Genomic DNA, 25,362 nt, shown 5'->3' with positions numbered 1-25,362 from the left:
CGTTTGTCAGGCTTTTTTCTTTTGTGCCTCTTGATAGGCGTTGAGTGCGTAGACCATGTCGAACTGCAGGTGCTTGCGCATCAGGTTTGCGGCGCCGTCAAAGTCGCCGTTGTTGATACATTCAAAAATTTCGCCGTGCCGCATGTTGATATCTTCTACGTTGACAGGCTGATAATACATACAGGAAAGAACTTCAACCTGAGAACGCAGCTTCTTTGCAGCATCGTTGAGATAGTCGTTCTGCGCGTGGCGGTAAAAGGCAATATGAAATTCTTCCGAATAATCCTTCCACTCTGCAATCTTGTTTTCTGCAAGAAGGGCATTGCCTTTTTTAATAATCTGCTCCAGCTCAAAGATCAAAGGCGCTTCAGAAAAAGCGTTCTTGCAGAACTGAATCGCAAGGGCGTCCAGTTCTCCGATCATCTGGAAAATCTGACGGATATCGCTTTCGGTGAATTCCTTTACGGTGACGCCGCAGTTAGAGTAGTAGGTCACAAGTCCATTTTCAGAGAGACGGGTCAGAGCTTCACGAATCGGCGTGTGACTGACATTGAATCGTTCTTTTAAAATTTTCAGAGTGAGCTTTTGTCCACAGACCAGCCGCTGGTCTGTAATGTCGTGATAAAGCTCATCGTATATCTGTTCAGACAAAGTGGTGCTGTTTGCCATAGTTATTACCTTCCTTTACAATCTACCTGTCTATATTTTAACAAAATTCAAAATAAAATGCAATAGTTTAAGTAAAAAAAGAGATGATATTGCAAAATTTAGTAAATATTAGCGTTAATTTTTTTGTATAATACAAAATTAATTGAAAGATTTGCAAGCATCATTGACAGAATCTCTGTGCAGGTGCTATAATTAGACTACAGTACAAACTTTAGTTCAAAAGAGGAAAAGAAGACAAGCGATGACATACATTACCAACATTCAGAAATATTGCATTCATGACGGGGCGGGCATTAGAACCACAGTTTTTTTCAAGGGTTGCCCTCTTGCTTGCAGCTGGTGTCACAATCCGGAGACCCAGCGTCCTGACAGGCAGTTACGCTATTATCAAGAACGGTGCACAGGCTGCGGCGCATGCATCAAAGCCTGTCAGCTTCACGCCCTCTCTATGTCAGAGGACGGTATTAAAGTGGATCAAAATCTCTGCAGAAGCTGCGGCAGATGTGCAGCGGCGTGTAGGTATCAGGCGCTGGAGACCGTGGGCAGAGCCTATGAAGTGAAGCAGCTTGTGAAGAAGCTGGCTTCCGATCAGATTTTTTATGAGGAATCGGGCGGCGGCGTTACCCTGTCCGGCGGCGAGGTCATGACCATCGATCACGCTTATCGGCACACCCTGGTAAAAAGCCTGTACGACGAAGGTATTTCCGTGAACATCGATACCTGCGGCTTCTGCTCGTGGGAAAATTTTCAGGAGATTCTGCCCTATGTGGATACCTTTTTATATGACTTAAAAGCTTTGAACGCAGAGAAGCACCGGCAGTATACGGGCGTGGACAACGGACTGATTCTGGAAAATCTGCAGAAACTCAGCGCTGCTGGTGCGAAAATCTGGCTCAGGCTGCCTTTGATCAAACCGGTCAACGCATCCCTTGCGGAGATTGAGAAGACAGGGGAGTGGCTGACAGCGCGCCACATCAGTCCGGCGCAGATCAACCTGATTGCCTATCATGACTACGGCAAAGACAAATATCATCAGCTTGGCAGAGCTTACGAAAACCAGTTCTGTCCGCCGGCCGGCGAAGAACTTGCAGCGTACAGACAGAAACTGATAGAAATGGGATTTCAGAATGTAAAGATTGGAGGATAAGAGGATGGAACAAAGAGGCATGAACGAAAGAGTGCAGAAGCTGCGGGAAAAGAGCGTAACCACCCAGCCTTACATCGACATGGAGCGCGCGAAGATTATGACGGAAACCTACAAGCAGTTTGAGGGAGTGCTTTCCGTACCGGAGCTGCGGGGACAGGCGCTGAAGGATTACTGTGAGAAAAAGACCCTTTACATTGGCGAAGGGGAACTGATTGTAGGCGAAAAAGGCGCGTCGCCCCAGGGTGCGCCGACCTTTCCGGAGCTTTGCTGCCATAGCATGGAAGACATGCATGTCATGAACGACCGGGATCTGATTAACTTTTCCGTAGATGAAGCGGGATTTGCCCTGCAGGAAGCGGAGATTATTCCTTACTGGCAGAACAGAACCATTCGAAAGAAAATTTTGGATCATATGACGCCGGAATGGAAAGCGTCTTATGAAGCAGGCATTTTTACCGAATTCATGGAGCAGAGAGGGCCGGGACACACGGTCTGCGGCAACAGAATCTACAGCGAGGGATTCGGGGAACGGATCGAGCGCATTGAAAAAGCCATTGCGGCGCTGGACTTTCATCACGATCCGGATGCCCTTGGGAAGGAATATGAATTAAAAGGCATGAAGCTTGCCTGCGAGGCGATCATTGCCCTTGGAAAACGTTACGCGGCTTACGCGGCAGACCTTGCGGAACAGGAAACTGACGAAAAACGCAAGGCGGAGCTTCAGCAGATTTCCGAAAACTGCAGGGTAGTACCGGAGCATGCGCCGAAAACCTTTTGGCAGGCGATTCAGATGTACTGGTTTGTACATATCTGCGTGACTGGCGAACTGAACAACTGGGATGCGTTTTCACCGGGCAGACTGGATCAACATTTGATTCCATTTTATAGAAAAGACACCGAAGACGGCGTCCTGGACAGAGAAAAAGCGCTGGAACTTTTGGAGTGCCTGTGGGTAAAATTCAACAACCAGCCGGCGCCGCCGAAGGTAGGCATCACCTTGAAAGAAAGCAGCACCTATACGGACTTTGTAAACATCAATACCGGCGGGATCACGCCGGACGGGGAAAACGGCGTCAACGAGGTCAGCTATCTGATCTTAGACTGTATGGACGACATGCGTCTGCTACAGCCTAGCTCCAACGTGCAGATCAGCAGAAAAACGCCGAAAAAATTCCTGAAAAGAGCCTGTGAGATTTCCAGACAGGGATGGGGACAGCCGGCATTTTATAATACAGAAGCCATCGTCATGGAGCTTGTCAACGCGGGGAAAACCATTGCGGACGCTCGTCTTGGCGGAACCAGCGGCTGTGTGGAAACCGGCGCGTTCGGAAACGAAGCATATATTTTGAACGGGTACTTCAACCTTCCGAAGATTTTGGAAATCACTCTGCACAATGGCTTTGACCCGGTAGGCGGAAAGCAGCTGGGACTGAAGACCGGCGAGGCTACAGATTATCACAGCTATGAGGAGTTAGAAAAAGCATACTTCGCGCAGGTGGAATACTTCCTGGACATCAAGGTGAGAGGCACCAATGTGATAGAGCAGATTTACGCGAAGAACATGCCGGTACCCCTTCTTTCCTCCATTACCAACGACTGTATCGCAAAAGGCATGGATTACAATGCAGGAGGCGCCAGATACAATACCAGCTATATTCAGGGGGTCGGCATCGGCACCATTACCGACTGTCTGTCCGCGATTAAATACAACGTTTACGATGAAAAGCGTTTTGATATGAAGCAGCTGATGGAAGCGCTGGCAGACGATTTCGCAGGTCACGACGAGATCTATCACTGGGTACACGATGCCAGCCCGAAATACGGCAATGACGACGATTACGCGGACGACATCATGAAAAAAGTTTTCTCCTATTTCAGAGATTCCGTAACGGGAAGACCGAATACCAAGGGCGGACATTTTCGCATCGACATGCTGCCGACCACCTGCCACGTTTATTTCGGCGAGGTGATGCTGGCAAGCGCCAACGGCAGACACGCCCACATGCCGGTATCCGAGGGGATTTCACCGGAAAAAGGGGCGGACATTTACGGACCGACCAGCGTCATCAAATCGGCGGCAAAGATGGATCATCTGACCACAGGCGGCACCCTGCTCAACCAGAAATTTACGCCGAAAACCGTGGAAGGAGATACGGGTCTGGAACAGATGGCAAACCTGATTCGATCCTATTTTGCCATGGATGGTCACCACATCCAGTTTAACGTGGTGGGCAGAGATACGTTGATTGAGGCGCAGAAACATCCGGAGGAAAACAAGGATTTGATCGTGCGCGTGGCGGGCTACAGCGACTATTTCCGCAACCTGTCCAAAGCGCTGCAGGATGAAATCATCATGAGAACCGAACAGGATTTTAACTAGGAGGAAAAAAGATGGAACTGAACTATAAGCGTACCAATATTTGGAAGAATGCTTCCGCAGAAAAGAAAAACAGTATTATGGAAACGGCAGCAGATTTTAAGGCGTTTAACGACGCGTCCAAGACAGAACGCCTCTGTGTGGCGGAGGCGGTCAGACGGGCAGAGGCGAAAGGCTTTGTTGATATCACGAGAAAGGACAGCGTGAACGCCGGCGACAAGGTGTACTATAACGATAACGGAAAGCTGCTCTATTTGACTGTGGTCGGAAAGAAGCCGCTAACGGAGGGCGCAAACATTGTGGCAGCTCATACTGACTGTACACGTCTTGACTTTAAGATTCTGCCAATCTTTGAAAAAGATGGTTTTGCTTACGGAAAGACCTGCATGTACAGCCTTTCCAAGCTGGAGAAATGGACCAGCACGCCTCTGTCCATGTACGGCACCGTGGTGCGCAAAGACGGTTCTGTCATAGAAATTGCAGAGGGTGCGTCGGAAGACGAACCGGCTCTCTTTATCACCGATATGTCGCTGCACTATTCTGTGGAGCAGGGGCAGAGAAAGCAGGAAGAAGCCTATAACCATGAGCAGATGAATGTGTTCCTGGGCGCAACCCCTGCGGAAGGAGATATGGCAAACGCCGTAAAAGAAAATATTTTGCAGTATCTTTACGAAAAGTATGGTATGATAGAAGAAGACTTTATCAGTGCGGAAATCGAAATCGTACCGGCAGGCAGGACCAGAGATATCGGTCTTGACAGCAGCGCGCTGTGCGGCTACGGTTTTGACGATCGGGCGGCGGTCTATGCGCAGCTTCATGGCATTTTGGCGTGCCAGGCGCCGGAACGAACCGCAATTGCCATCTTTGCGGATAAAGAAGAAATTGGTTTTGAAGGACGTTCCGGTTCCCATTCCAGAGTAACGGACTATTTCCTCCGTTTGCTGGCGGAAAAGAGCGGATGCGGCGGAGATGGCATCGCCTTAAACCGCATTCAGCTGGGCAGCAAAGTGATGTCGTTGGAAGCGGTCTGCGGTAATGACCCTAACTATCCGGAACTCTGTGAACCGTACAGCGGGTCACTCTTGGGACACGGGCTGCAGGTGATCAAGTATGCCAGCCGTTACGGCAAGATGAGCACCAGCGAAGCCAGCGCGGAATTCTTGGGACAGGTGCGCAAAGTCTTTAACGATAACGGCGTGATCTGGCAGCCTTTTGCGGGGATTGAGAAGTTCGGCGGCTTTGGCACCATGTCAATGGATTATTCCAATATGGGCATGGAAAGCTTTGACGCTGCAATCTGTGTGCTGGGCGCCCATTCGCCATATGAGTTTATGTTAAAGAGCGATTTGTACGAGGCATGCGCTGCCTGCCGCGTATTCTTTGAAAAATTACAATAAGAGAGGTTGAGACTTATGAAAATTGGATTTATCGGCTGCGGCAATATGGCTTCCGCTATCATGGGCGGTATTATCAAGGAAAAGGTGTTCGCGCCTTCTGACATCTACGGAACGGACGCGCTGGCTTTAGCGGCGGAAAAAGCGGCGGAGAAGTTTGGCATCCAAAAAGCCGCGGGCAATGTGGATTTAGTAAAAGCAGTGGATATCGTGGTGCTGGCGGTAAAACCGCAGTATTATCAGACGGTTATCGAGGAAATTCGGGACGCGGTAGAACATCAGCTTGTGATTACCATCGCGCCGGGTAAAACCCTTGCATGGCTTTCCGAACAGTTCGGAAAGGATGTGCGCATGGTCAGAACCATGCCGAACACGCCTGCCATGGTGGGCTGCGGCATGACGGCTATGTGCTGCAATGCATTTGTCACTGAGGAAGATAAAGAAAACGCAGGAAAGATTTTAGGCGGCTTCGGCGATTACGAAATCATTCCTGAGCATTTGATGGATGCGGTAGTTGCCGTCAGCGGCAGTTCCCCTGCCTATGTATTTATGATGATCGAAGCCATGGCGGACGCGGCAGTCATGGGCGGCATGCCAAGACCGCAGGCGTATAAGTTTGCGGCAAAGGCAGTACAGGGCAGCGCTGCTATGGTAACCGAACTGGGAAAACATCCGGGCGAACTGAAGGATATGGTTTGCTCGCCGGCAGGTACGACGATAGAGGCGGTGCGTGTGCTGGAGGAAAGAGGATTTCGCAGCGCTTTGATCGAGTGTATGCAGGCATGTATGGATAAAGCAGCGAGCATGTAAGGCGGTTTTCTGATGAATCGTGAAACTCGGACGGACATGAAAAGGACGGACATGAAAAGCCGCATTATCGACGCCGCGTGGAAATTGTTCCGGGAGAAAGGATATGAAGATACGACCCTGGACAATATTCTGGAGGAAGCAGGGATTGCCAAGGGCTCTTTTTACTATTATTTCCGGAGCAAAGGTGATCTGCTTGCGACCTGGTCTGATATTCTGGATGAGAAATACGAGCAGCTGGAAAAAGAGCTGAAACCGGAAATGGACAGCTTTCAGAAACTGCTTTTTCTCAACGGTGAAATCCACGCTATGATAGAAGATATGACTTCGCCGGATCTGATTGCTTCGATGTATGCGGAGCAGCTGCAGGGCAAGGGATATCGTCATCTTCTGGATACCAATCGTGTGTACTTTCGCCTGATTACCAGAATCATCGAGGAAGGACAGCGCAGCGGAGAATTGACAGGTGATTTGACTGCCAGCCAGCTGGTGCGCGCTTATGTAATGACGGAGCGAGCCATTGTAACAGACTGGTGTCTCACCGGCGGCGCGTATTCCCTTTCGGAATACAGCAGGGAAATGATGCCGCTGCTGCTTGGATTTTTTCAGAGAAAGGAAAGCGAGGCATGAATGATTCCACTGCAGTGATAGAATTCGCAATGGATAATACGCAGCTGGGCAGTGTAGTAATCCGATTATATGAAGGGGAAGCGCCGGAGACGGTCGCTTCCTTTATTCGCATGGCAAAGGCAGGGCTTTATGACGGCAGGCAGATTCGCCGCATTGTGCCGGACTTTGTTTTGCAGCCCAGCTATACCCATTTTGATGATCCACGCTGCGATGTGGAACTAGTCGCAGAGTGCGCACTGAATGGATTTGTCAACCGCGTACCCTTTGAAAAGGGAACCGTCGCCATGAGCGGCGATGGAAAAATCGCATCAGGCAGTGAGTTTTACATTGTACTGTCCGATGGGGCAGGCAAGCGGCTTTCCGGAAATTTTGCCGCTTTTGGCAAAGTCATTTCCGGCTGGGACGTAGTGGAGCGCATCACGAATCTGCCACTCATTCCTGTGCCTAATGATGACGGCGTGGAGATCAACGTGCCCAAGACGCCGGTTTATATGCAGAGAGTGAATATAGAAAAATCCCTTGACTCTAACGTTACGTCATCGTTTATACTGTAGTTACACGGGAGGGAATCAGTATGAAAACAGTAAAAGAGGTCAGTGCATTTACCGGCGTCAGTGTGCGCACACTGCATCATTATGATGCCATCGGGCTTTTGAAACCGGACGCGGTGACGGAGGCAGGTTACCGGTTGTACGGTGATACAGCGCTGACACGGCTGCAGCAGATTTTGCTGTTTCGAGAACTGGAATTTCCCTTAAAGGAGATCAAAGAGATTCTGGAAAGTCCGGACTTTGACAGAGACAAGGCGCTTACGCAGCAGATTACTTTGCTGACGATGAAAAAGCAGCACCTTGAAAATCTCATTGAACTTGCCCGTGAAATTAAAACGACAGGAGTGAGCAATATGGATTTTACACCATTCGATACAAGTAAAATGGATGAATACGCGGCGCGCGCAAAAGCGGCATACGGAAAAACCTCTGCGTACAGGGAATTTACCGAAAAGACGAAAAACTGCACCGGAGAGGAGATGCAGCATATGGGCATGCAGATGATGGAAATTTTCGCAGAATTCGGCGCTATGCGGGAAAGCGCGCTGGAATCTGATAAGGTGCAGGCACAGGTGCGCAGGCTGCAGGATTTTATTACGGAACACTACTATTCCTGTACCGATGAGATCTTAGCAGGGCTTGGCGCGATGTATACCGCAGACGCGGAATTTTCGGCAAACATCGATAAAGCAGCAGGCACCGGTACGGCCGCCTTTGTCAGCCGGGCGATAGAGGTATATTGCAGGCGGTAAAAGGATGTAAGCTGCAGGGTTGTGCATATGAATGTGATAAAACCGTTTTTGCACAACTCTTGGCGGTGGTGGTTGTGCAAGGGAGGATTGAAATGCGTAATTTGCACAACTTTTAGCGAAGAAGATGAAATCGGCATGCAGTATGTTGTGCAAAACAGGATGAAACCATCTCGTTTTGCACAACTTTTTTGATGGAAAAAATGGTTTTTCGCGTTACGAAGCCCAAAAGTTGTGCAAGAGGCAGCGTGGTCAGCAGGATTTGCACAACCTTGCATTGTAAAAGTTGTGCAGATTGGAGATAAATTACCAGCATATGCACAACTGACGAAGTATAAGAAAGATGTGGGTTAGTGTGCACTTGTTGCATTTTATTAAAAAGTACCATAATTCCGTCGTATAATCCATCGCTTTCCTGAAATCAGGCAGATATAATGAAGACATCAAGTGCACTATGAAATTTATATCTGTTACGAAAGGAAGACGAGGATGAAGAAAACGTCAAGTAAACTGAAAAATATTTTAAAAACACCTCATGCGTATGTGCTGATGTTTTTGATTGTAATTTTGTGTACGGTACTGACCTGGATTGTGCCTGCAGGCAGTTTTGAGCGAATGTTCGATGAAAGTCTTGGCAGAGAGTTAGTTGTACCAGGCAGTTATGCGCCGACGCAGGAAAGCGCGCCGGTAGGTCCGTGGGGCATGGTACTGCGTATTTTCAGCGGTTATGTAAAGGCTGCGGATATTATCATATTTATTTTGTTTGCGGTGTCTTATGTCAGTGTGCTGTCAGAAATCGGCGCGATGAATGCGCTGACAGGATGGGTACTTCGGAAAGTAGGAAACAAGGATATCCTGATTATTCCAGTTTTTATGATTCTGTTCGGACTGGGTGGAACCACCTTCGGCATGATGGAAGAAACGTATGCGCTGATTCCTGTGTTTATTACCATCGGTATTACCTTGGGATACGACCGGATTGTAGGAGGGTCTATCGTCGCCGTTGGAACAGGCGTCGGCTTTGCGGCTGCGACTTTTAATCCGTTTACCATTGGAGTTGCCAGCGCGGTTGCTGAGGTGGATTTGGTTACACCGAAACTGCTGGCAATTAGGATTTTTACCTTTGTACTTTTTGAAGCTCTTGCAATTTGGTGGGTTATGCGTTATGCGAGAAAAATCAGAAAAGATCCAGCGAAGAGTGTGCTGTATGGAGATGCAGGCACCCTCTCCGGTACGGAGAATATGGCGTCAAAAGAGGAACTGATGAATTTGAGTTTCACACCGCAGCAGAAAATCAGCTTGCTGGGATTTGTCCTACTGATTGGGATTATTATCTGGGGCGTTATCGCCAAGGGTTGGTATCTGCAGGAAATCGCAGCGCTGTTCTTTGCCTTCATGATTCTTACGTGTATTCTCAATAAAATGAGCGGCACGCAGATTGCGGAGCTTTATCTGGCAGGATGTAAGAGCGCACTGTTCGGCGCTTTGCTGGTGGGACTGGCACGTTCCATCGAAGTTATCATGTCGGACGGCATGATTATTGATACAGTTGTCAATGCTCTTGCAAATCTGGTGCAGTCGCTGCCTTCTCAGGTTACGGCTATCGGTATGCTCATTGTATAAAATGTCGTCAACTTCTTTATTCCGTCCGGTTCCGGACAGGCGGTGGTTATGATGCCGATTATGGCACCTCTGGCGGACCTTGTGGGACAGTCCAGAGAAGTAGCAGTTCTTGCTTATCAGTTTGGTGACGGATTTTCCAATCTGTTCTGGCCAACGTCGGTTGCGCTGGAATGCGGGCTGATGGGCATTGGACTGAATAAATGGTATAAATTCTTTACGCCGCTGTTTCTGGTTTTTGTAGCGCTGGAATGTGTAATTCTTGTTACTGCCGTAGCAATCGGTGTATGATAAGGAGGATAGCATGGAAAAGAGAATTTTAATTCGAATGAATGAACCGGAGGATTGGCTCAGAACCTGGGATGAAGGAACACAGGTAGTCAATGACTTTATTCTGCCGCGGGGCAGATATATGAAAGATGAGGTCAGCGATACCATTTATCATAAGGATGCGGAGGTGCCTTATCATCAGCATGGACGAGGCACGGAAACCTTTTTGATTGCCAAAGGCAGTGTGGAATGCTTTATTCGTGGAAAGAGATTTATCGCAAACGCCGGGGATATCCTGCACATTCCGCCATATACGCCCCATGGATTCCATTTTCTGGAGGAAGGCACGATCTGGCGTGAGCTGTTTCAGGAAATCGACATGGCACAGGGCATTTACGAGAAGAATACGGTAAACCAGAGGCATATCCAGTTCCGAGAAAATGAAGAATTCATGGAGATGTACAGAAACGACGGAACGGAGGGACTGGAACGGGAACTGCCGGTAACAGAAGATGTGGATAAGCATCAGATGCATGAAGTACGCACGCCGGACTTTGCCTATGTGACCCATAATGGCGAAGGCTGGGAAATTCGTCAAAAGGTCGGTCGCTGGGAATGCGGCGGCGTCAAAGAGGTATGGGAAGCTTTCCTGCAGAAGGGACTGTGCGTGGAATGGCATTATCCAAATCAAAACTGGGAACTCTATTATGTGGCGGACGGCAAAATTCGTTTTGATGTGGAAGGTGAAACCTACATTGCAGAGAAGGATTGTCTGGTACATATTCCGCCGTACCATACCCACGAACTTGAGGTTCTGGAAGACGCCCGGGTGTTTGACTATGGCGGAGAGACTTGTACCCTTGAACTTTTGGAAGATTACAAGTCATTTCAGACCCATCAGCCGGAAAAGCTAAAAGATCCGGATTTCTTCGAGGGATTTTTGCATAAATACCGTTGCTATGTGACGGGCTGCTATATGAAGTAGAGACAAAATGATAGTGGACGACGGGCTGTCAGACAGGACAGTCCGTATGTCTATTTCTTGCTTTATGGGAGAGTTTGATAAGGAGAACACGATTATGGGAAGAGGACAGAGCATAAAAGCAGATGAAAAGAGCATTCATGAGGATTTTTTTCTGCCGGAAAAAGACCCGGAATTCGGGTTCTGCATTTATGACAATATTGACGACAGCGCTTTTGGGGATTCGGCAGCTTTTGCACATCGGCATCCGTTTTATGAGATTGTATTTATTGAAGATGCAGACGGAGCGCATATCATCGATTACACGGCGTACGATGACCTGAAAAATGTGGTTTTTCTTATCAGTCCCGGTCAGGTACACTACTGGAAAAATGTCACCAGGGCGAAAGGCATTCTTATTTATTTCCAGGAGGAGTTTCTGTTTCAGTCCAGCATCAGTGTCAGTTCTGTTTGGGAAATTCAACTTTTTAAGGAAATGGTAGAAATGCCTGCCATCTATATGGACGAGGATTTTGCACAGACCATGCGGGCAGTCTGCAGGATGATGCTGAAAGAATATGAAAGCAAGTCGCCCGACTATGCGCAGGTGCTGCGGGCATGTCTCAATATTTTGTTGATTTATTTTCACAGGCGGCATCGAGAAATTGCACATCAGGGCATAGAACGAACGCCTGGCATGGCAGGGGAACTGCATCTGCGGCTTCAAAATCTAATCGATCAGCGTGTTTGCGAAAATTTATCAGTATCGGAATATGCGGAAATTTTGGGGGTTAGCCAGAGTCATCTTAATGAGCAAATTAAAAAAATCACCGGCAAAACAGTAGGTACTTTGATCCGTGAGGCACAGTTTTCGGAGGCGAAGCGACTATTAGTAAATACAGAACTTAATGTAACTGAAATTGCAGAAAATATGCGCTTTCAGGATACCGCATATTTCTGCAGGGCATTTAAGCGGCAGGTCGGCATGTCCCCAAGTCAGTATCGGGCGAAATGCCGAGAAAATAAAGTCTCACAATAATATATGGTCGGAACAAACAGGAATTTCAATCTGCACGATGTACTCCTCCATAGACTCTGTTACGTTGTCGTTAATTATCATTTCATAGGAGTATCCTGAAAGCTGCAGATTATGGTCTGTGGCATAAGAAAAAATTTCCTCGTATTTGGAGGACATTTGATTCCAATCACCCTGGTAAAATGCTTGCAGATAGTCGCCCGCAGGCTGCATATGCAGTCCCTCGCTTTGAATGGGGAAAGGAACTTCGATGAACAGACTGCTGTAATCTTCAAATTGTTTTTCCAGCAAACTTTTGACAGAAATCATCGTGCCGTAGGAAGCGTCGTGAAGGCGGCGCAGTTGATATTTTTGTGTTTCTTCCAGAATCATTTCTACTTGTTCATCATAGGATGTCTGTTTGTCGATAGGAACTGTAACCAGACAGGAGGCATCTTTTTTGATGCGGCGGATTTCTGATAAATCCATATGCAGCAGATGCTCTATGTGCTGACGGCGCGTAGAAAGGTTTTTGCGCATCGCCTGCATATGAGCGATTTTTTTATCGAGCAGAAGTATGTTCTTGTCCAGCAGCTTTTGCAGCGTTTCTGCGGATCGATGTGCGATAAAGGTTTGTATTTCGCTGACAGGAACATCTAATTCTCTGAGCATTAAAATGGTTTCGAGCAGCGCGCTTTGATGATAATTGTAGTAGCGATAGCCATTTTCAGGGTGGATGAGAGCGGGTTTGAATAGTCCGATTTCGTCATACCACATGAGTGTTTTTTTATTGATTCCGTGGAGGGCGGCAAATTGACCAATCGTGAGAAGTTTTGCGTTCGTATCCATAAAAATTCTCCTTTTTCTCTTGACTGTACAGTTACTGTATGGTTTATGATACTACATACAGTAGAGAAAAACAAGTGCGAGGAGAAGAAAAATGGAAAAACAAAATGCATATGCACAGCCTGTAACACTAGGAAATATCTTGAAGTTCGCGGTACCGACCATTGCAATGAGCGTATTTATGTCTTTTTATACCATGGTGGACGGTCTGTTTGTTTCTAATTTGATTGGCACCAAAGCGCTGTCTGCCATCAATTTGACAGCGCCGTTCATTCAGCTGGTTACGGCAATATCAACCATGCTTGCTACAGGCGGCAGCGCGGTGATTATGCGCAAAATGGGCGAACAAAAGACAGAGGAAGCCAGAGAAGATTTCACTTTTCTCATTCTAGTGAATGTTGTTGTGGGGATTTTTATGTGCGGGCTTGGCTATGGGGTGATGAAGCCAATTCTCACGAATATGGGATTATCTGCGGATGTTATGGGTTATTGTACGGCTTATCTGAGCCGCTATCTATTGTTTTCGGTTCCCATTTTGCTGATGAACAATTTTACCCTGTATATGATTGCCAGTGAGAAGGCAAGCCTTTCACTGATTTGCTCTGTCAGCGGCGGCATTTTGAATATGGTGCTTGATTATGTGCTGATTGCATGGTTTGACATGGGAATCAGCGGTGCGGCTTTGGCAACGGGGCTTGGCTATTCTGTGACGGCGGTCGTAGGTTTGGTTGTCTTCAGCAAGAAAAAAAGCTTACTGCATTTCAGAAAGCCAGTATTTCGTTTGCGCGTTCTTCGCAGTGCCGCATCCAATGGCTGCTCTGAGATGGCAACTGCGCTTGTTACCGGGATTGTCACCATGCTGTTTAACTGGACCATGCTGCACTATGTGGGAGAAGACGGCGTTGCAGCTGTCACGATTATTATGTACGTGCTGATGTTTGCAAGCTCTCTGTATACCGGCTATTCTTATGGCGTCGCACCGATAATCAGTTTTTATGACGGAGAAAAAAATCGTGAAAAATTACAGAAGATGATTAAGATTAGTCTAAAAGTCATTGGCTGCATTTCCGCAGCAACAGTTGCGCTGTCGCTGCTTCTTACAAAACCGTTGGTTTCTGTTTTCGCGCGACCAGATAACCCGGTGTTTGATCTGGCGGTAGGCGGAAATCGTATTTGTACGATCGCGCTGCTATTTATTGGTTTTAATATTTTTGCCAGCGGCATGTTTACTGCGTTGTCAAATGGTATTGTGTCAGCAGTGCTCGCTTTTATGCGATCCTTTATGTTCATGGTGATTGCGATGATTGTGCTACCGTCACTCTTTGGTATTACAGGGATTTGGGTGGCGACACCAGCTGCAGAGTTTGCTGCCGCTTGCCTGTCTGTGTTTATGTTTCTGAAATACCGGCCCCGGTACGGATACAGTGCGGGACGTGAGGTTTAGTTTTTTTCAAAATCGTTTAATGGCTTTATATGAATCGGGTAAAGTATTGCGAAAAAGCAAGGCTGCGGATGCAGGTGAAATGATCTCGCCTGCACCTCGCAGCCTTTTGTATGATGAGAACAACTATCTGGTAATTTCTTTTGTTTCCTCTGCTAGCCACCTTTTTATATCTTCTTCCAGCAGCGGCGCCAGCTTCTGGTAAACCTCTCTGTGATAAGCGTTGACCCATGTCAATTCCTCATCTGTGAGAAGCTCCGGCAGGATGGCGGCTCTGTCCAGCGGGCACATGGTGATGCATTCGAAGCTGCGGGTTCCGTCCGGATTTTCCACACAGAGCAGTTCGCTTTCGATGCGCACACCGTGACTGCCTTCGATGTAGATACCCGGCTCATTGCTGGTAATCATGCCCGGCAGCATGTGGTTGTCGGTCGGTCCGATCATACGAGGACCTTCGTGAACGCTGAGAATATGTCCTACGCCGTGGCCGGTATCGTACTGATAGCAAGGACCTGCTGCCTTTACCTTTTCACGCGGAAGCTGATCCAGTTCCCGACCGGTTGTTTCAGCGGTGAACTGGGCATGTTCCAGGGCCAGATAAGCCTGCAGCACCATGGTGTAGTGCTCCTGCATTTCACGGGTTAAGGTACCCAGAGAAATGGTTCTGGTAATATCTGTCGTACCGCCGTCGATATACTGCCCGCCTGAATCTACCAGCAAAAGCCCTTCATTTTTCAGATAGCATGGGTGTCCAAGCTTTGTATCGTAGTGGATGCTGGCGGCGTTGACGCCGTAGCCCGCCATGGTTTCAAAGCTCAGCTCGATCAGTCCCTTCTGCGCAAATCTGCACTGCTTCAGATATTCGCTGGCGGAAACCTCGGTGATTTCTATTTTGCCGGCGTTTTTCTTTAACCAGTAAATGAAATTTGCCATGGCGGCGCCGTCTTGAATATGGGCGAATTTGGTCGCCGCGATTTCAGACGGATTCTTGACGGCTTTCATCAATTCAATAGGCCCTGCGCCGTTTACAATCTCCATATCGGCAGGGAGCGCCTGCATAAGCGCATAGCTGACCAGCCGCTTGTTTAAAAGGCACTTGCCGACGGAAAGGGTCTTTAAATCTTCAAATATTTGCAGGTAAGGAAGAACAGTAACCCCTGCAGGTACCAGCGCCGGATCAAAGGTTTCGTCCAGAATGTAAAGACGGGCGTCCTTTGGCGTAAGCAGCGCAAAGGCGAAGAATACCGGCGTATCGGCAACATCATCGCCCCGCAGATTAAAGAGCCATGCGATGTCTTCGAGGCTGGTAATCAGATGATAATCTACGCCGTCCTCTGCAAGAGCCTTCTGCACGCGGGAAAGCTTGGAATCAGCCTTTTCGCCCGTGACAGAATCCGGCAGGGCGTAGATTTTAGACGCATTGATGGCAGGACGATCCTCCCAGATTTCGTCTACCAAGTCTACATCGTAAACAACTTCACAGCTGGCAGCGTACTTTTCGCCGTTTTGGAAGCTGACAATACGCCCGTCAAAGCCCAGCTTAAAACCTTCTCCTGCAATGGTCGGCAGATAGTCTTCGATTTCCGGAACGCCTGGCTGCTGGCATTTCATCATGGAGATGCCGGTGCCGTCAAGCTGTTTTGCCGCCTGGATAAAATAGCGGCTGTCAGTCCAGAGTCTGGCGTCATCTTCGGTTACCAGCAGGGTGCCGTTGGAGCCAGTGAAGCCGGACAGGTACTGCCGGCATTTAAAATAATCGTTGACGTATTCGGAGCCGTGAAAATCGGTGGTCGGCACCAGATAGCCGTCCAGTCCATGTTCCTTCATGACGGTGCGAAGACGTGTAATTTCCTGTTTCATATAAGCAATTTCCTCCTATTTTAAATTTTCCGGATTCAGACCGGCAAGTTCAGGCAGGACGAAAAGACCGTCCTTCCGAACCAGCACATCGTCAAACCAGATTTCACCGCCGCCGTATTCCGGCCGTTGAATGTTGACAAGATCCCAGTGGATTGCGGAATTGTTGCCGTTGAAGGCGTTATCGTAGGCATTTCCTGGTGTTAGATGGAAGCTGCCAGCGATTTTTTCATCAAAGAGTGTATCCTTCATTGGCTGGAGAATATATGGATGTACGCCTAGAGCGAATTCTCCGAAATAGCGAGCGCCTTCGTCGGTATCCAGAAGGGCGTTGATGCGCGCTGTATCATTTGCGGTTGCATTTATAATTTTACCGTCTTTGATTTCAAAGCGGATATTTTCATAAGTAAATCCCTGCTCTTGGGATGGTGTATTGTAGGTGATAACGCCGTTCATAGAGTTTTTTACCGGCGCAGTGTAAACCTCTCCGTCAGGAATGTTGTTCTTGCCGTCGCATTTTCTGACCGGAATGCCTTTGATGGAGAAGGTCAGGTCAGTACCCGGACCTACGATATGTACTTTATCAGTCTTTGACATCAGTTCCACAAGGGGATCCATGGCTTTGCTCATTTTTGCGTAGTCGACCGTGCATACATCATAGTAAAAGTCGGTGAAAGCGTCTTCACTCATGCTGGCAAGCTGCGCCATGGCAGCATTTGGAAACTTCATGACACACCATTTTGTGTTGCTGACAAGGCTCTGACTGGCTTTGCTGGTAATTTGATAATACAGATTCATTTTTTCTGGCGGTACATCGGAAAGCTCGGAGACATTGTTGAAGGCTCTAAGACCGATATAAGCGTCCATTTCGCGGTTTTGGTAGAGCATATAATCTGTTTGATAGGAAAGCTGTTCTTCATCGCATCCCATACAGATTGCGCGGATGACAGCGGATTCCCGGATGGTGACAAAAGGCTTTCCGCCTGCCTGATACACATCGGCAATCATTTGTTTTACGAGGGGAAGACAGTCTGCGCCCTCATATTCAATAAAAACCTTTTCGCCCGGTTCGATGTGACAGGCATAGTTGACAATCAGGTCTGACAGTTTGTTGTTTCTCGGATCCATAAAATTCACCTCTATTTGTATCATGATTTATGAAAGAAAAGGGATACGGGAGCGACGCCCGTATCCCTGTCATACGAATTGTATGAAACTGTGTTTACCAGGAGAAATCTACGAAGTAGTATTCGCCTTCCAGCGGTAAAGTGTGTACATTCAGATTTGCATTGGCTGCGTACAGCATACCAGGGTTGTAGATAACTGCGTAAGGAGCGTCTTCCTGAATCTTTGCAAAGATTTTCTGATAGTGCGCTTCACGTTCTTTTTCGTCGATGATTTTTGTTGCTTCGTCAAACATATCGTCGATTTCCTTGTTAGAGTAACGGGAGTTATTTGCCATACCGATGTAGTCGGAGCATACAGCCATAGCCATCTGCTGGGTATCACCCTGCAGGGACATCTGCAGAGCAGTAATACCGAAATCTCCCTGTCTCAGCTTATCGAGATAAGCGTTGAATTCCAGAATTTCGATTTCAACTTTTAATCCGACTGCTTCTAAGTTAGCCTGTACCATCTGTGCCAGCAGCTTGTACTGTTCAGCAACATACATTTTACCAAGGTCAGTACCTTCTTTTACGCCGGCTTCTTTCAGCAGTGATTTTGCTTTATCAACGTCATAAGTATACTTAATCTGGTCGTCGCTGTAGCCCAGTCTGCCAGGAGTCAGCAGGTTGGAGTTTACTTCGCCAAGACCTTCCTGAACGCTGGCAAGCAGAGATTCACGGTCGATTGCGTAGTTGATTGCCTGACGGAATTTTACGTTGTTGTATGGTTCTTTTTCAGTGTTCATTGCAACGAATGCGAAAGTAGTCTGGTCAGCTTCAATGAGTTTTACGCCGTCAGTGCCTTCCAGCGTGCTCTTTACAGAAGCATCGATTTCAGCAAAGTCGATATCGCCGGCCTGGATTGCCATACCCATGGAAGCAATGTCGCTGATTACCTTGAAGGTGACTTTTTTAATTTTAGGCGCGCCGCGGTAATAATCTTCATAAGCTTCGAATACGGCTTTATCGCCAACTTCGTGGCTGACGAACTTATAAGGACCGCAGCCTACTGGTTCCTGTGCGAACGTGTTTTCGTCAACAGATTCGGCGTATTTCTTGTCTGCAATATAAAGGTCCGTCATTGCGTGCAGGAATGGTGCATAAACGTGTGTGGTGTAGATTTTGATCGTGTGCTCGTCTACGACTTCGTAGTGATCCATGCCTTCAACAACAGCGCCCTGGTATTCGGATTTGCTGTAGAGATCTAAAGAGAAGGCAACGTCGTCAGCAGTAACTGGATCGCCGTTATGGAATGTGATATTTGGATTCAGATAGAAAGTGTAGCACTTTCCGTCTTTGCTGACCTCCCATTTGTCTGCAACTCTCGGTTCCAGAACTTCGGCATCTTCATAGCTTTCTGCAATGAGTGCGTCGTAAATCTGTGCAGTGATATGACTTTCTGCAGAAGACATGGTGTCTGTAGGATGCAGAGTAGCGTAATCGGAATCGATTGCAACCGTTAAATCGGTTTTTGCTTCTCCGTCTCCACCGTCTTTACCGCCGCCGCAGCTTGCGAACAGACCCATGGTCATCGTCAGGGCCAGGGTGAGTACCAGACCCTTGATAAGGTTCTTTTTCATAATAATTCTCCTTTCGGTTCTATTTCCACTCGCAGTTTATTCCGCGAATTGAAAAACTCGTTTGGTGTATAAATCGGTCAGCTTGATGGCGCCTCTGACATCTTCCTTGGAGATGATGGAGCTCTGACTGTGAGGGAATCTATCTACAACAGAAATGCCGCAGACCCGAACGCCCATGCCGCTCATGTTGATGCTGCTGGCGTCTGTGCCGCCTCTGTCCATAACGTCCCTCTGATATTTAATCTCGTTTTCTTCGCAGCATGCGATCATGGAGTCGACCAGGTATTCGTCCAGTATCGCTGATGGATTGCCGACGCTGATGCCGATGCCTTCACCCACTGCGTTTGCGCCGGTCAGGTCGGTCGGGTAGAAGTGATCCGGCGTTACATCGACAGAAATGCCGATATCCGGCTTAATTCTCTCTGCGGAAACGATGGCGCCGCGGCAGCCGACTTCTTCCTGTACTGTGAAGACATAATAGACATCGTTAGGACCTGTGCCGTCATTTTTCTTCATGGCTTCGATGAGAATGTAACAGCCAACCCGGTTGTCAAAGGACTTGGCTGTGATTCGTTCATTTTTTAGCTCGTAGTAATTGCCTACAAAGCCGCAGTAATCGCCGACCTTGACGTATTTTTCGGTTTCTTCTTTAGAAGTACAGCCGATGTCTATGTACAGCTTGTCTAAATCGTTTTTCGCGTCCCAGATCATGCCTTCGCAGCCGACGACGCCGATGGTGCCGTTCTGGAAGACGACTTTGTCGTTAAACAAAGCGCCTGCCCAGACAAAGCCTACGTTGCATATCTTGATGCGGCCGTCACCTTCAATTTTCTTGACCTGCATGCCGATTTCGTCCATGTGGGCGGCCAGCATGATTTTTTTCTTATCAGGATGATCTTGCCCGTATTTGACAGCAATCAGATTGCCTACCGCGTCGGTGAACATTTCGTCGCAGTGACCGCTGATTTCTCTTTTAATGATGGCGCGGATGTTTTTTTCACGACCTGCTACACCCCAGGCCTGAGTCAGTTCTTTTAATAGTTCCATTATTTATCTGCTCCTTTCGCAAGCAAGCTTGCCTTTTCTACCCAGCGGGTCTGGTTCATCAGAGGATGGTGCAGCTTGATGGCGTCTTTCGGACATTCCATGACGCAGCAGCCGCAGTACCAGCATTCGTCCGCATAAGCCACCTCCGGATGGGCGCCTTTTTCGGAAGCCGGAATCAAAACGTCCATCTGGCAGGCTTCCATGCAAAGACCGCAGCCGATGCACTTTTCTGTGTCAAAGGCAAGAGGTACGGCAGGAGGTGTTTTTCTAATGGAAAATTCTTTGATGGGTTTCATTAGCAGTAACCTCCTTTCTTTTCCTCAATGTAGTCCTGGTTGTATTTTTCATAGTTTTCTTTGATATTGCCTGCGTAGTCAAGGGGCACTTCTCTACGGACAACCTTTTCTCCGTCCTGACTGATTAAGATGAACGGCGCTTTTTCTTTGCCGTCGTCATCAGAGCGGAAAAATTCCAGCTTTTCGCAGGATTGGCGCCTTGCCAGACACGCCTGCAGAATCATCTGTGATACGGTGAGAATGTCGAAGACTTCCAGTAGACGTATCAGTTCGTGAGGATTTGCCGCATATGCCTTTGGCACGAATTCTTTCTCATATCTTGAGAGCAGTTCCACACCGGACAGCAGCAGCTCGTCACGTTTGATTTCGCCACAATAGTTTTGCATCGCTTTTGCAGTCGCTTCGTTGAGTTCCTTCCAGCTGATGCCGGTCTCCGGGTCTGTGTAGAGCGGTGCGTAAACTCTTTCGATTTCCGCGTCAACCTGTGGCTGATACGGCGCTTTGACTGCGTCTTCTCCGTCTGCAAAGGCTGCTGCCTTTCTGCCTGCGTAGCTTCCTGTAGAAGCCGCGTGACCGAAGCAGTTGGAAGAGTACAGACTGTCGCCGGCGACAAAGAGTCCTTCAATGTTGGTCATCAGGTTCCAGTCGTTCATAAAGCCGCCAGGCATACCGAAGAGCTGGCGTTCCTGTGGCAGGAATTCCGCGCTGGTCCAGCCTACACCGTAGCACTGCAGCACATGTTTTTCAGGGTCGAACCCGGCTTCTGTAAAGTTTTTATAGACCGGTACGTTAGTCTTGCCTTCTTGACCGACCATCATGCCCCAGATTACTTTTCTCTCAAGTTCCGGCATGGAGGAAAGGTCCGCATAGAATGGAAGCTTGTAACCCATTTCCTTTAATTTGTCGTAAGGCAGGGTTTCCGGTCCGTCGTATTCGTATTTAGCCTGTTCGATGTTGCCGCCCTTCATGAAGTAGTGCTGACCTTCTGCCGGCATGAAACGGCTCTTGACATCTTTCAGGATATTGCCGTCTCTGTCTGCGTAAGGGATTTCTTTTCCTTCCGCGTCGATGAGGGTGGCAGGGAACCAGGTATTGTGGTTATTGCCTGCGCTGTATGGAGGGAAGGAACGTCCCGCAGAGGAGAATTCTGCCCGTACGGATTTTTCCATCATGTTGAATTCCGCGCCTGCGCGCCAGCCCATGGCGTGGCCGTCGCCGATGGTCGTCATCGGACGGAATTCGCAAAGACCAGGGTGGGCTGATGAGAACAGCCATACTCTTGCCGGTCTTGACATGGTAATGATGCTGGCTTTACCGGAGAATACATAGAATTCGCCGGTTCTGGTGTGAATGCCTGTAGCGCCGATGCATTTTGCGCCGACTTTGCCGGCTTCTGTCAAAAGGGAAGTAACCATAACGCGGTCTACGATTTTCACGCCCAGTCGTTTCAGTTCTTTTTCCATGGCAGGTTTGAAGGTGGTGCCCCAGATCCGAATGGTGAATTTATTCTTATAATCGTAGGCAAACATCAGCTTGGTTTTCTCATCGCGGAAATCCGCGCCTGCGAATTCATCCTCGGTATCTCTGATTTTACCGCCCATATCTTCGATTTCCTGTAGATGGTCCCAGCCTTCTCTACATTCTATGTAATGGGAAATGGCATTGTTGTAACCGTCGTTGTCGTCCAGCATGGCGTCAACCAGTTCTTCCGGCGTCACTCCGGAACACGGATTGGTCGCTGCGGACTCCCAGTGGTCACAGCCGCTGCCGCCTGCGCCGCTGCGCTTTGTGGCGCCTTTTTCTACGAGAATGACGCTTTTGCCTTTTCTCGCCGCCGAAATCGCTGCCATACAGCCTGCGATACCGCCGCCCAGTACCAGCACATCGGCTTCCATGTGAGTGGTTTTGCCGACCTGTGACGGATAGGGCCACGTTTGATTGGTAATCATTGGCGTTCCTCCTTTATTTTTTGTTATTTCTTTGTGCGTAACACTATATTATCAAATTTTGAAAAAATTTGCAATATAAATTTTGCAAATTCGTTGACTAATTTTACAAAATGAGTTAAAATGTCGATAAAGAAAAATTGGTATTATACAAAACCTAAACGAAAAAACGGAGGAAACATTATGTATAAGTACGTAATCAAAAGGCTTTTATTTACTATCCCCGTTCTGTTTGGCGCTACGTTCCTGGTGTTTACTATTATGTATCTGACGCCAGGTGATCCGGGTTCTTTGATCCTGGGTATGACAGCCAAGCAGGCAGATATCGACGCGCTCAATCATGCGCTCGGTGCAGACCAGCCATTCTTTGTACAGTTCTTCAACTATATAAAGGGTATATTCACTGAGTTTGATTTCGGTACGTCTTATCGAACCAATCTACCGGTATTTAATGAAATTTTGGCAAGATTTCCCGCAACCTTTTGGCTGACCTTATGGTCATGTCTTCTGGGCGCTGTTATCGGAATTGTTCTTGGCGTAGTTTCTGCCGTAAAGCAATATTCCGCATTGGATAATGTCCTGACAACGACGTCTATGATTCTTTCAGCAGTTCCGGGATTCTGGCTGGCACTGATGCTGATGCTGGTGTTCTCTTTAAAACTGGGACTGCTGCCATCCAACGGACTGGATTCCTGGCAGGGATATATTTTACCGGTTATCACACTGACGCTGTCTAATGTAGCTTCTGATATTCGTCTGACTCGTTCGACTATGTTGGAGACGATTCGAATGGACTATATTAGAACGGCAAGATCGAAAGGCGCGCCAGAGAAGATCGTAATTTTCCGTCATGCACTGAAAAATGCATTGCTGCCGGTACTGACTTCTATCGGTATGGGATTTGGCGCAAGTCTCGGCGGCGCTGTAATCATCGAAACCGTATTCGGCGTACCGGGAGTTGGACAATTGATGGTTACCGCCATTCGTCAGAAGGATACGCCGACTGTTATGGCAGCTACGCTGTTCCTGGCAGTGCTGTTCTGCCTGATTATGTTGGTCGTTGACCTGCTCTACGCATACATAGATCCAAGGCTCAAAGCCAAGTACAAGAGTTAGTCAGGAGGGCGTACATATGAATAAGACAAAAAAGAATAGCCAGATGAAAGAAATCTGGCGTAGGTTTAGAAAAAGTAAAACGGCTATGCTAGGTCTGGTGCTTTTGGTATTGATTTTGCTCATGGCTATCTTCGCAGATGTGATTGTGCCTTATCAGGATGCCATTACGCAGAATCCAGCGAATAGACTGCAGGGTCCTAGCGGTGAACATTTCTTCGGTACAGATGAAATTGGCAGAGACCTCTTTGCACGTATCGTACATGGCTCCAGATATTCTCTGCTCATCGGTATTTCTACCAGCATTTTCGCATTGGTCATCGGCGGACTTCTTGGTGCGATTGCAGGCTATTACGGAAAGACTGTCGACAATGTAATTATGCGTCTTGTAGACGTAGTGATGACTGTACCGCCGATTTTGCTGTCCTTGGCAGTTGTAGCGGCTCTGGGCGCCAATCTTCGTAATTTACTTATTGCGATTACCATATCCTGTGTGCCGGGCATGGTCAGAATGGTACGATCCGTTGTGCTGACGGTTATCGACAATGATTATATCGAAGCGGCAAGATCTTATGGCAGTTCAGATATACGAATTATTTTGAAATACGTCATTCCTAATGCGCTGGGTCCGATCATCGTAACAACGACCATGAACGTTTCCAGCATGATTCTGTCCGCATCCGGTCTTTCCTTCCTGGGTATGGGTGTACAGCCGCCTTCTCCGGAATGGGGTGCGCTCCTTTCCGACGCGAGACAGTACATGTTTAACGCACCGTATCTTCTGTATATTCCGGGTATCTTTATCGTCTTGGCGGCATTGTGCTTTAACCTTGCCGGCGACGGACTGAGAGACGCGCTGGATCCGAAGCTGAAAGACTAGGAGGAATAAAAGATGAAAGAAAAATTCTTACAGGTGAAAGACCTGGAGGTTATCTATAAGACAGATCTGGAAACCGTTTACGCGGTTAACAATATCTCCTTTGATCTGGATAAGGGAGAAACCCTGGGGCTGGTAGGGGAAACCGGCGCAGGGAAGACTACTACGGCGCTTTCAATTCTTCGGCTGCTGCCGGAACGTACAGCGCAGATTATAAACGGTAGCATTGAATTAGAGGGAAGAAACGTATTGGAGCTTTCTGAAAAGGAGACGCAGAAAATCCGTGGTGAAAAAGTGTCCATGATTTTCCAGGATCCGATGACAGCGTTGAATCCGGTATTAACCGTAGGTGACCAGATTGCGGAATCACTAATTCTCCATGACGATCAGGGCAGAAGCAAGGAAGTCATTGAGGCTCGAGTGGAAGAAGTGCTGGAGCTGGTAGGTATTCCTGCGGCTAGAAAGAAGGATTATCCTCATCAGTTTTCCGGTGGGATGAAACAGCGTGTGGTTATCGCTATTGCCCTTGCCTGCAATCCGGGACTTTTGATTGCTGACGAGCCAACTACCGCCCTGGATGTGACCATTCAAGCGCAGGTGCTTGCGATGATGCAAGATCTGAAAGAAAAAGTAGACACTGCTATGATTATGATTACCCATGATTTGGGTATCGTTGCCCAGACTTGCGATAAGGTAGCTGTTATGTATGCCGGTGAAATCATCGAGTACGGCACAGTGGAGGACATTTTCACAGGGGATGCGCACCATCCATATACAGTAGGTCTTTTTGGATCTATTCCAAATTTGGAAGGGGAAGAAGACAGACTTCATCCGATCGACGGGATGATGCCTGACCCAACTGATTTGCCGAGCGGCTGCTACTTCTCTCCAAGATGTCCGAAGTGTACAGAAAAGTGCAAAGAGGTACATCCGGAAGAAGTTGTATCGGGTACGCACAAAATCAGATGCCATCTCTTTGAGAATCTGGCAAAGGAGGTATAAT

21 protein-coding genes and 1 pseudogene are annotated in these 25,362 nt (G+C 48.0%); 14 read left to right on the top strand and 8 right to left on the bottom strand.

Features of this window, described 5'->3' with window-relative positions; translation table 11 throughout:
• Positions 1 to 6: 6 nt before the first annotated feature.
• Positions 7 to 669 (bottom strand): GntR family transcriptional regulator, encoded by a 663-nt coding sequence (locus ACPW7J_RS11245; RefSeq protein WP_161874610.1) that lies wholly within the window; start codon positions 667 to 669, stop codon positions 7 to 9.
• 241 nt (positions 670 to 910) lie between these two features.
• Between ACPW7J_RS11245 and ACPW7J_RS11240 the strand changes: the two genes are divergently transcribed.
• The 10 genes and pseudogenes from ACPW7J_RS11240 (at position 911) to ACPW7J_RS11195 (ending at position 12,214) form a co-directional block, all read left to right on the top strand.
• Positions 911 to 1,816, top strand: a complete 906-nt coding sequence (locus ACPW7J_RS11240) for a glycyl-radical enzyme activating protein (RefSeq protein ID WP_424959526.1) — start codon at positions 911 to 913, stop codon at positions 1,814 to 1,816.
• 4 nt (positions 1,817 to 1,820) lie between these two features.
• Complete coding sequence (gene hypD / locus ACPW7J_RS11235; protein WP_424959527.1) at positions 1,821 to 4,196, top strand: trans-4-hydroxy-L-proline dehydratase; 2,376 nt, start codon at positions 1,821 to 1,823, stop codon at positions 4,194 to 4,196.
• A gap of 11 nt (positions 4,197 to 4,207) precedes the next feature.
• Positions 4,208 to 5,590 (top strand): hypothetical protein, encoded by a 1,383-nt coding sequence (locus ACPW7J_RS11230; RefSeq protein ID WP_424959528.1) that lies wholly within the window; start codon positions 4,208 to 4,210, stop codon positions 5,588 to 5,590.
• 15 nt (positions 5,591 to 5,605) lie between these two features.
• Positions 5,606 to 6,397: a pyrroline-5-carboxylate reductase gene (gene proC, locus ACPW7J_RS11225; RefSeq protein WP_424959529.1), complete on the top strand. Its 792-nt coding sequence runs from the start codon at positions 5,606 to 5,608 to the stop codon at positions 6,395 to 6,397.
• Positions 6,398 to 6,409: 12 nt separating this feature from the next.
• Entirely contained in the window at positions 6,410 to 7,024 is a 615-nt protein-coding gene (locus ACPW7J_RS11220) for a TetR/AcrR family transcriptional regulator (RefSeq protein WP_424959530.1), read from the top strand.
• The gene (locus ACPW7J_RS11215; RefSeq protein WP_424959531.1) at positions 7,021 to 7,578 is read left to right on the top strand and encodes a peptidylprolyl isomerase; all 558 of its coding nucleotides are present in this window, start codon (positions 7,021 to 7,023) and stop codon (positions 7,576 to 7,578) included. The genes ACPW7J_RS11220 and ACPW7J_RS11215 overlap by 4 nt, the downstream gene beginning before the upstream one ends.
• Positions 7,579 to 7,598: 20 nt before the next feature.
• On the top strand, positions 7,599 to 8,327 hold the full coding sequence (locus tag ACPW7J_RS11210; RefSeq protein ID WP_424959532.1) for a MerR family transcriptional regulator: 729 nt from the start codon (positions 7,599 to 7,601) through the stop codon (positions 8,325 to 8,327).
• 486 nt (positions 8,328 to 8,813) lie between these two features.
• Positions 8,814 to 10,235: pseudogene (locus tag ACPW7J_RS11205) on the top strand (YfcC family protein).
• Positions 10,236 to 10,248: 13 nt separating this feature from the next.
• Positions 10,249 to 11,199: a cupin domain-containing protein gene (locus tag ACPW7J_RS11200; protein WP_424959533.1), complete on the top strand. Its 951-nt coding sequence runs from the start codon at positions 10,249 to 10,251 to the stop codon at positions 11,197 to 11,199.
• A gap of 94 nt (positions 11,200 to 11,293) precedes the next feature.
• Positions 11,294 to 12,214: a helix-turn-helix domain-containing protein gene (locus tag ACPW7J_RS11195; protein ID WP_424959534.1), complete on the top strand. Its 921-nt coding sequence runs from the start codon at positions 11,294 to 11,296 to the stop codon at positions 12,212 to 12,214.
• Here ACPW7J_RS11195 and ACPW7J_RS11190 read toward each other — a convergent pair.
• Positions 12,206 to 13,039, bottom strand: coding sequence for a MerR family transcriptional regulator (locus ACPW7J_RS11190; RefSeq protein ID WP_424959535.1), 834 nt, complete (start codon positions 13,037 to 13,039; stop codon positions 12,206 to 12,208). The genes ACPW7J_RS11195 and ACPW7J_RS11190 overlap by 9 nt on opposite strands.
• Positions 13,040 to 13,130: 91 nt before the next feature.
• Here ACPW7J_RS11190 and ACPW7J_RS11185 point away from each other — a divergent pair, with 91 nt between their 5' ends.
• Positions 13,131 to 14,480: an MATE family efflux transporter gene (locus ACPW7J_RS11185; RefSeq protein ID WP_424959536.1), complete on the top strand. Its 1,350-nt coding sequence runs from the start codon at positions 13,131 to 13,133 to the stop codon at positions 14,478 to 14,480.
• 123 nt (positions 14,481 to 14,603) lie between these two features.
• Here ACPW7J_RS11185 and ACPW7J_RS11180 read toward each other — a convergent pair whose 3' ends face one another.
• The 6 genes from ACPW7J_RS11180 to ACPW7J_RS11155 all read right to left on the bottom strand — a co-directional run bounded on the left by ACPW7J_RS11180 (position 14,604) and on the right by ACPW7J_RS11155 (position 22,372).
• Positions 14,604 to 16,337 carry an aminopeptidase P family N-terminal domain-containing protein gene (locus ACPW7J_RS11180; protein WP_424959537.1) on the bottom strand — a complete coding sequence of 578 codons (1,734 nt, stop codon included), beginning with the start codon at positions 16,335 to 16,337 and terminating at the stop codon, positions 14,604 to 14,606.
• Positions 16,338 to 16,352: 15 nt separating this feature from the next.
• Positions 16,353 to 17,462: an aminopeptidase gene (locus ACPW7J_RS11175; protein WP_424959538.1), complete on the bottom strand. Its 1,110-nt coding sequence runs from the start codon at positions 17,460 to 17,462 to the stop codon at positions 16,353 to 16,355.
• Positions 17,463 to 17,556: 94 nt separating this feature from the next.
• On the bottom strand, positions 17,557 to 19,080 hold the full coding sequence (locus tag ACPW7J_RS11170) for an ABC transporter substrate-binding protein (protein ID WP_161874620.1): 1,524 nt from the start codon (positions 19,078 to 19,080) through the stop codon (positions 17,557 to 17,559).
• Positions 19,081 to 19,116: 36 nt separating this feature from the next.
• A complete protein-coding gene (locus ACPW7J_RS11165; protein ID WP_424959539.1) occupies positions 19,117 to 20,127 on the bottom strand; it encodes a M42 family metallopeptidase in 1,011 nt (336 codons plus the stop codon).
• The gene (locus tag ACPW7J_RS11160) at positions 20,127 to 20,423 is read right to left on the bottom strand and encodes a 4Fe-4S dicluster domain-containing protein (protein ID WP_424959541.1); all 297 of its coding nucleotides are present in this window, start codon (positions 20,421 to 20,423) and stop codon (positions 20,127 to 20,129) included. Before ACPW7J_RS11160 ends, ACPW7J_RS11165 begins: the two co-directional genes overlap by 1 nt.
• Positions 20,423 to 22,372 (bottom strand): FAD-dependent oxidoreductase, encoded by a 1,950-nt coding sequence (locus tag ACPW7J_RS11155; RefSeq protein ID WP_424959543.1) that lies wholly within the window; start codon positions 22,370 to 22,372, stop codon positions 20,423 to 20,425. The genes ACPW7J_RS11160 and ACPW7J_RS11155 overlap by 1 nt, the downstream gene beginning before the upstream one ends.
• 180 nt (positions 22,373 to 22,552) lie before the next feature.
• Here ACPW7J_RS11155 and ACPW7J_RS11150 point away from each other — a divergent pair, with 180 nt between their 5' ends.
• The 3 genes from ACPW7J_RS11150 to ACPW7J_RS11140 are packed head-to-tail and all read left to right on the top strand — an operon-like array spanning position 22,553 to position 25,361.
• Positions 22,553 to 23,485 (top strand): ABC transporter permease, encoded by a 933-nt coding sequence (locus ACPW7J_RS11150; RefSeq protein WP_424959544.1) that lies wholly within the window; start codon positions 22,553 to 22,555, stop codon positions 23,483 to 23,485.
• Positions 23,486 to 23,501: 16 nt separating this feature from the next.
• Positions 23,502 to 24,362 carry an ABC transporter permease gene (locus ACPW7J_RS11145; protein WP_424959545.1) on the top strand — a complete coding sequence of 287 codons (861 nt, stop codon included), beginning with the start codon at positions 23,502 to 23,504 and terminating at the stop codon, positions 24,360 to 24,362.
• 12 nt (positions 24,363 to 24,374) lie between these two features.
• Complete coding sequence (locus ACPW7J_RS11140) at positions 24,375 to 25,361, top strand: ABC transporter ATP-binding protein (RefSeq protein WP_424959546.1); 987 nt, start codon at positions 24,375 to 24,377, stop codon at positions 25,359 to 25,361.
• Position 25,362 lies beyond the last annotated feature (1 nt).

The sequence above is a fragment of the Ihubacter sp. rT4E-8 genome, from assembly GCF_049852125.1.
In the GTDB taxonomy this organism is placed as follows: Bacteria; Bacillota; Clostridia; order Peptostreptococcales; family Anaerovoracaceae; genus Senimuribacter.
Note: the sequence above shows the minus strand (reverse complement) of the source record. Positions and strands in the feature narration are given on the sequence as shown.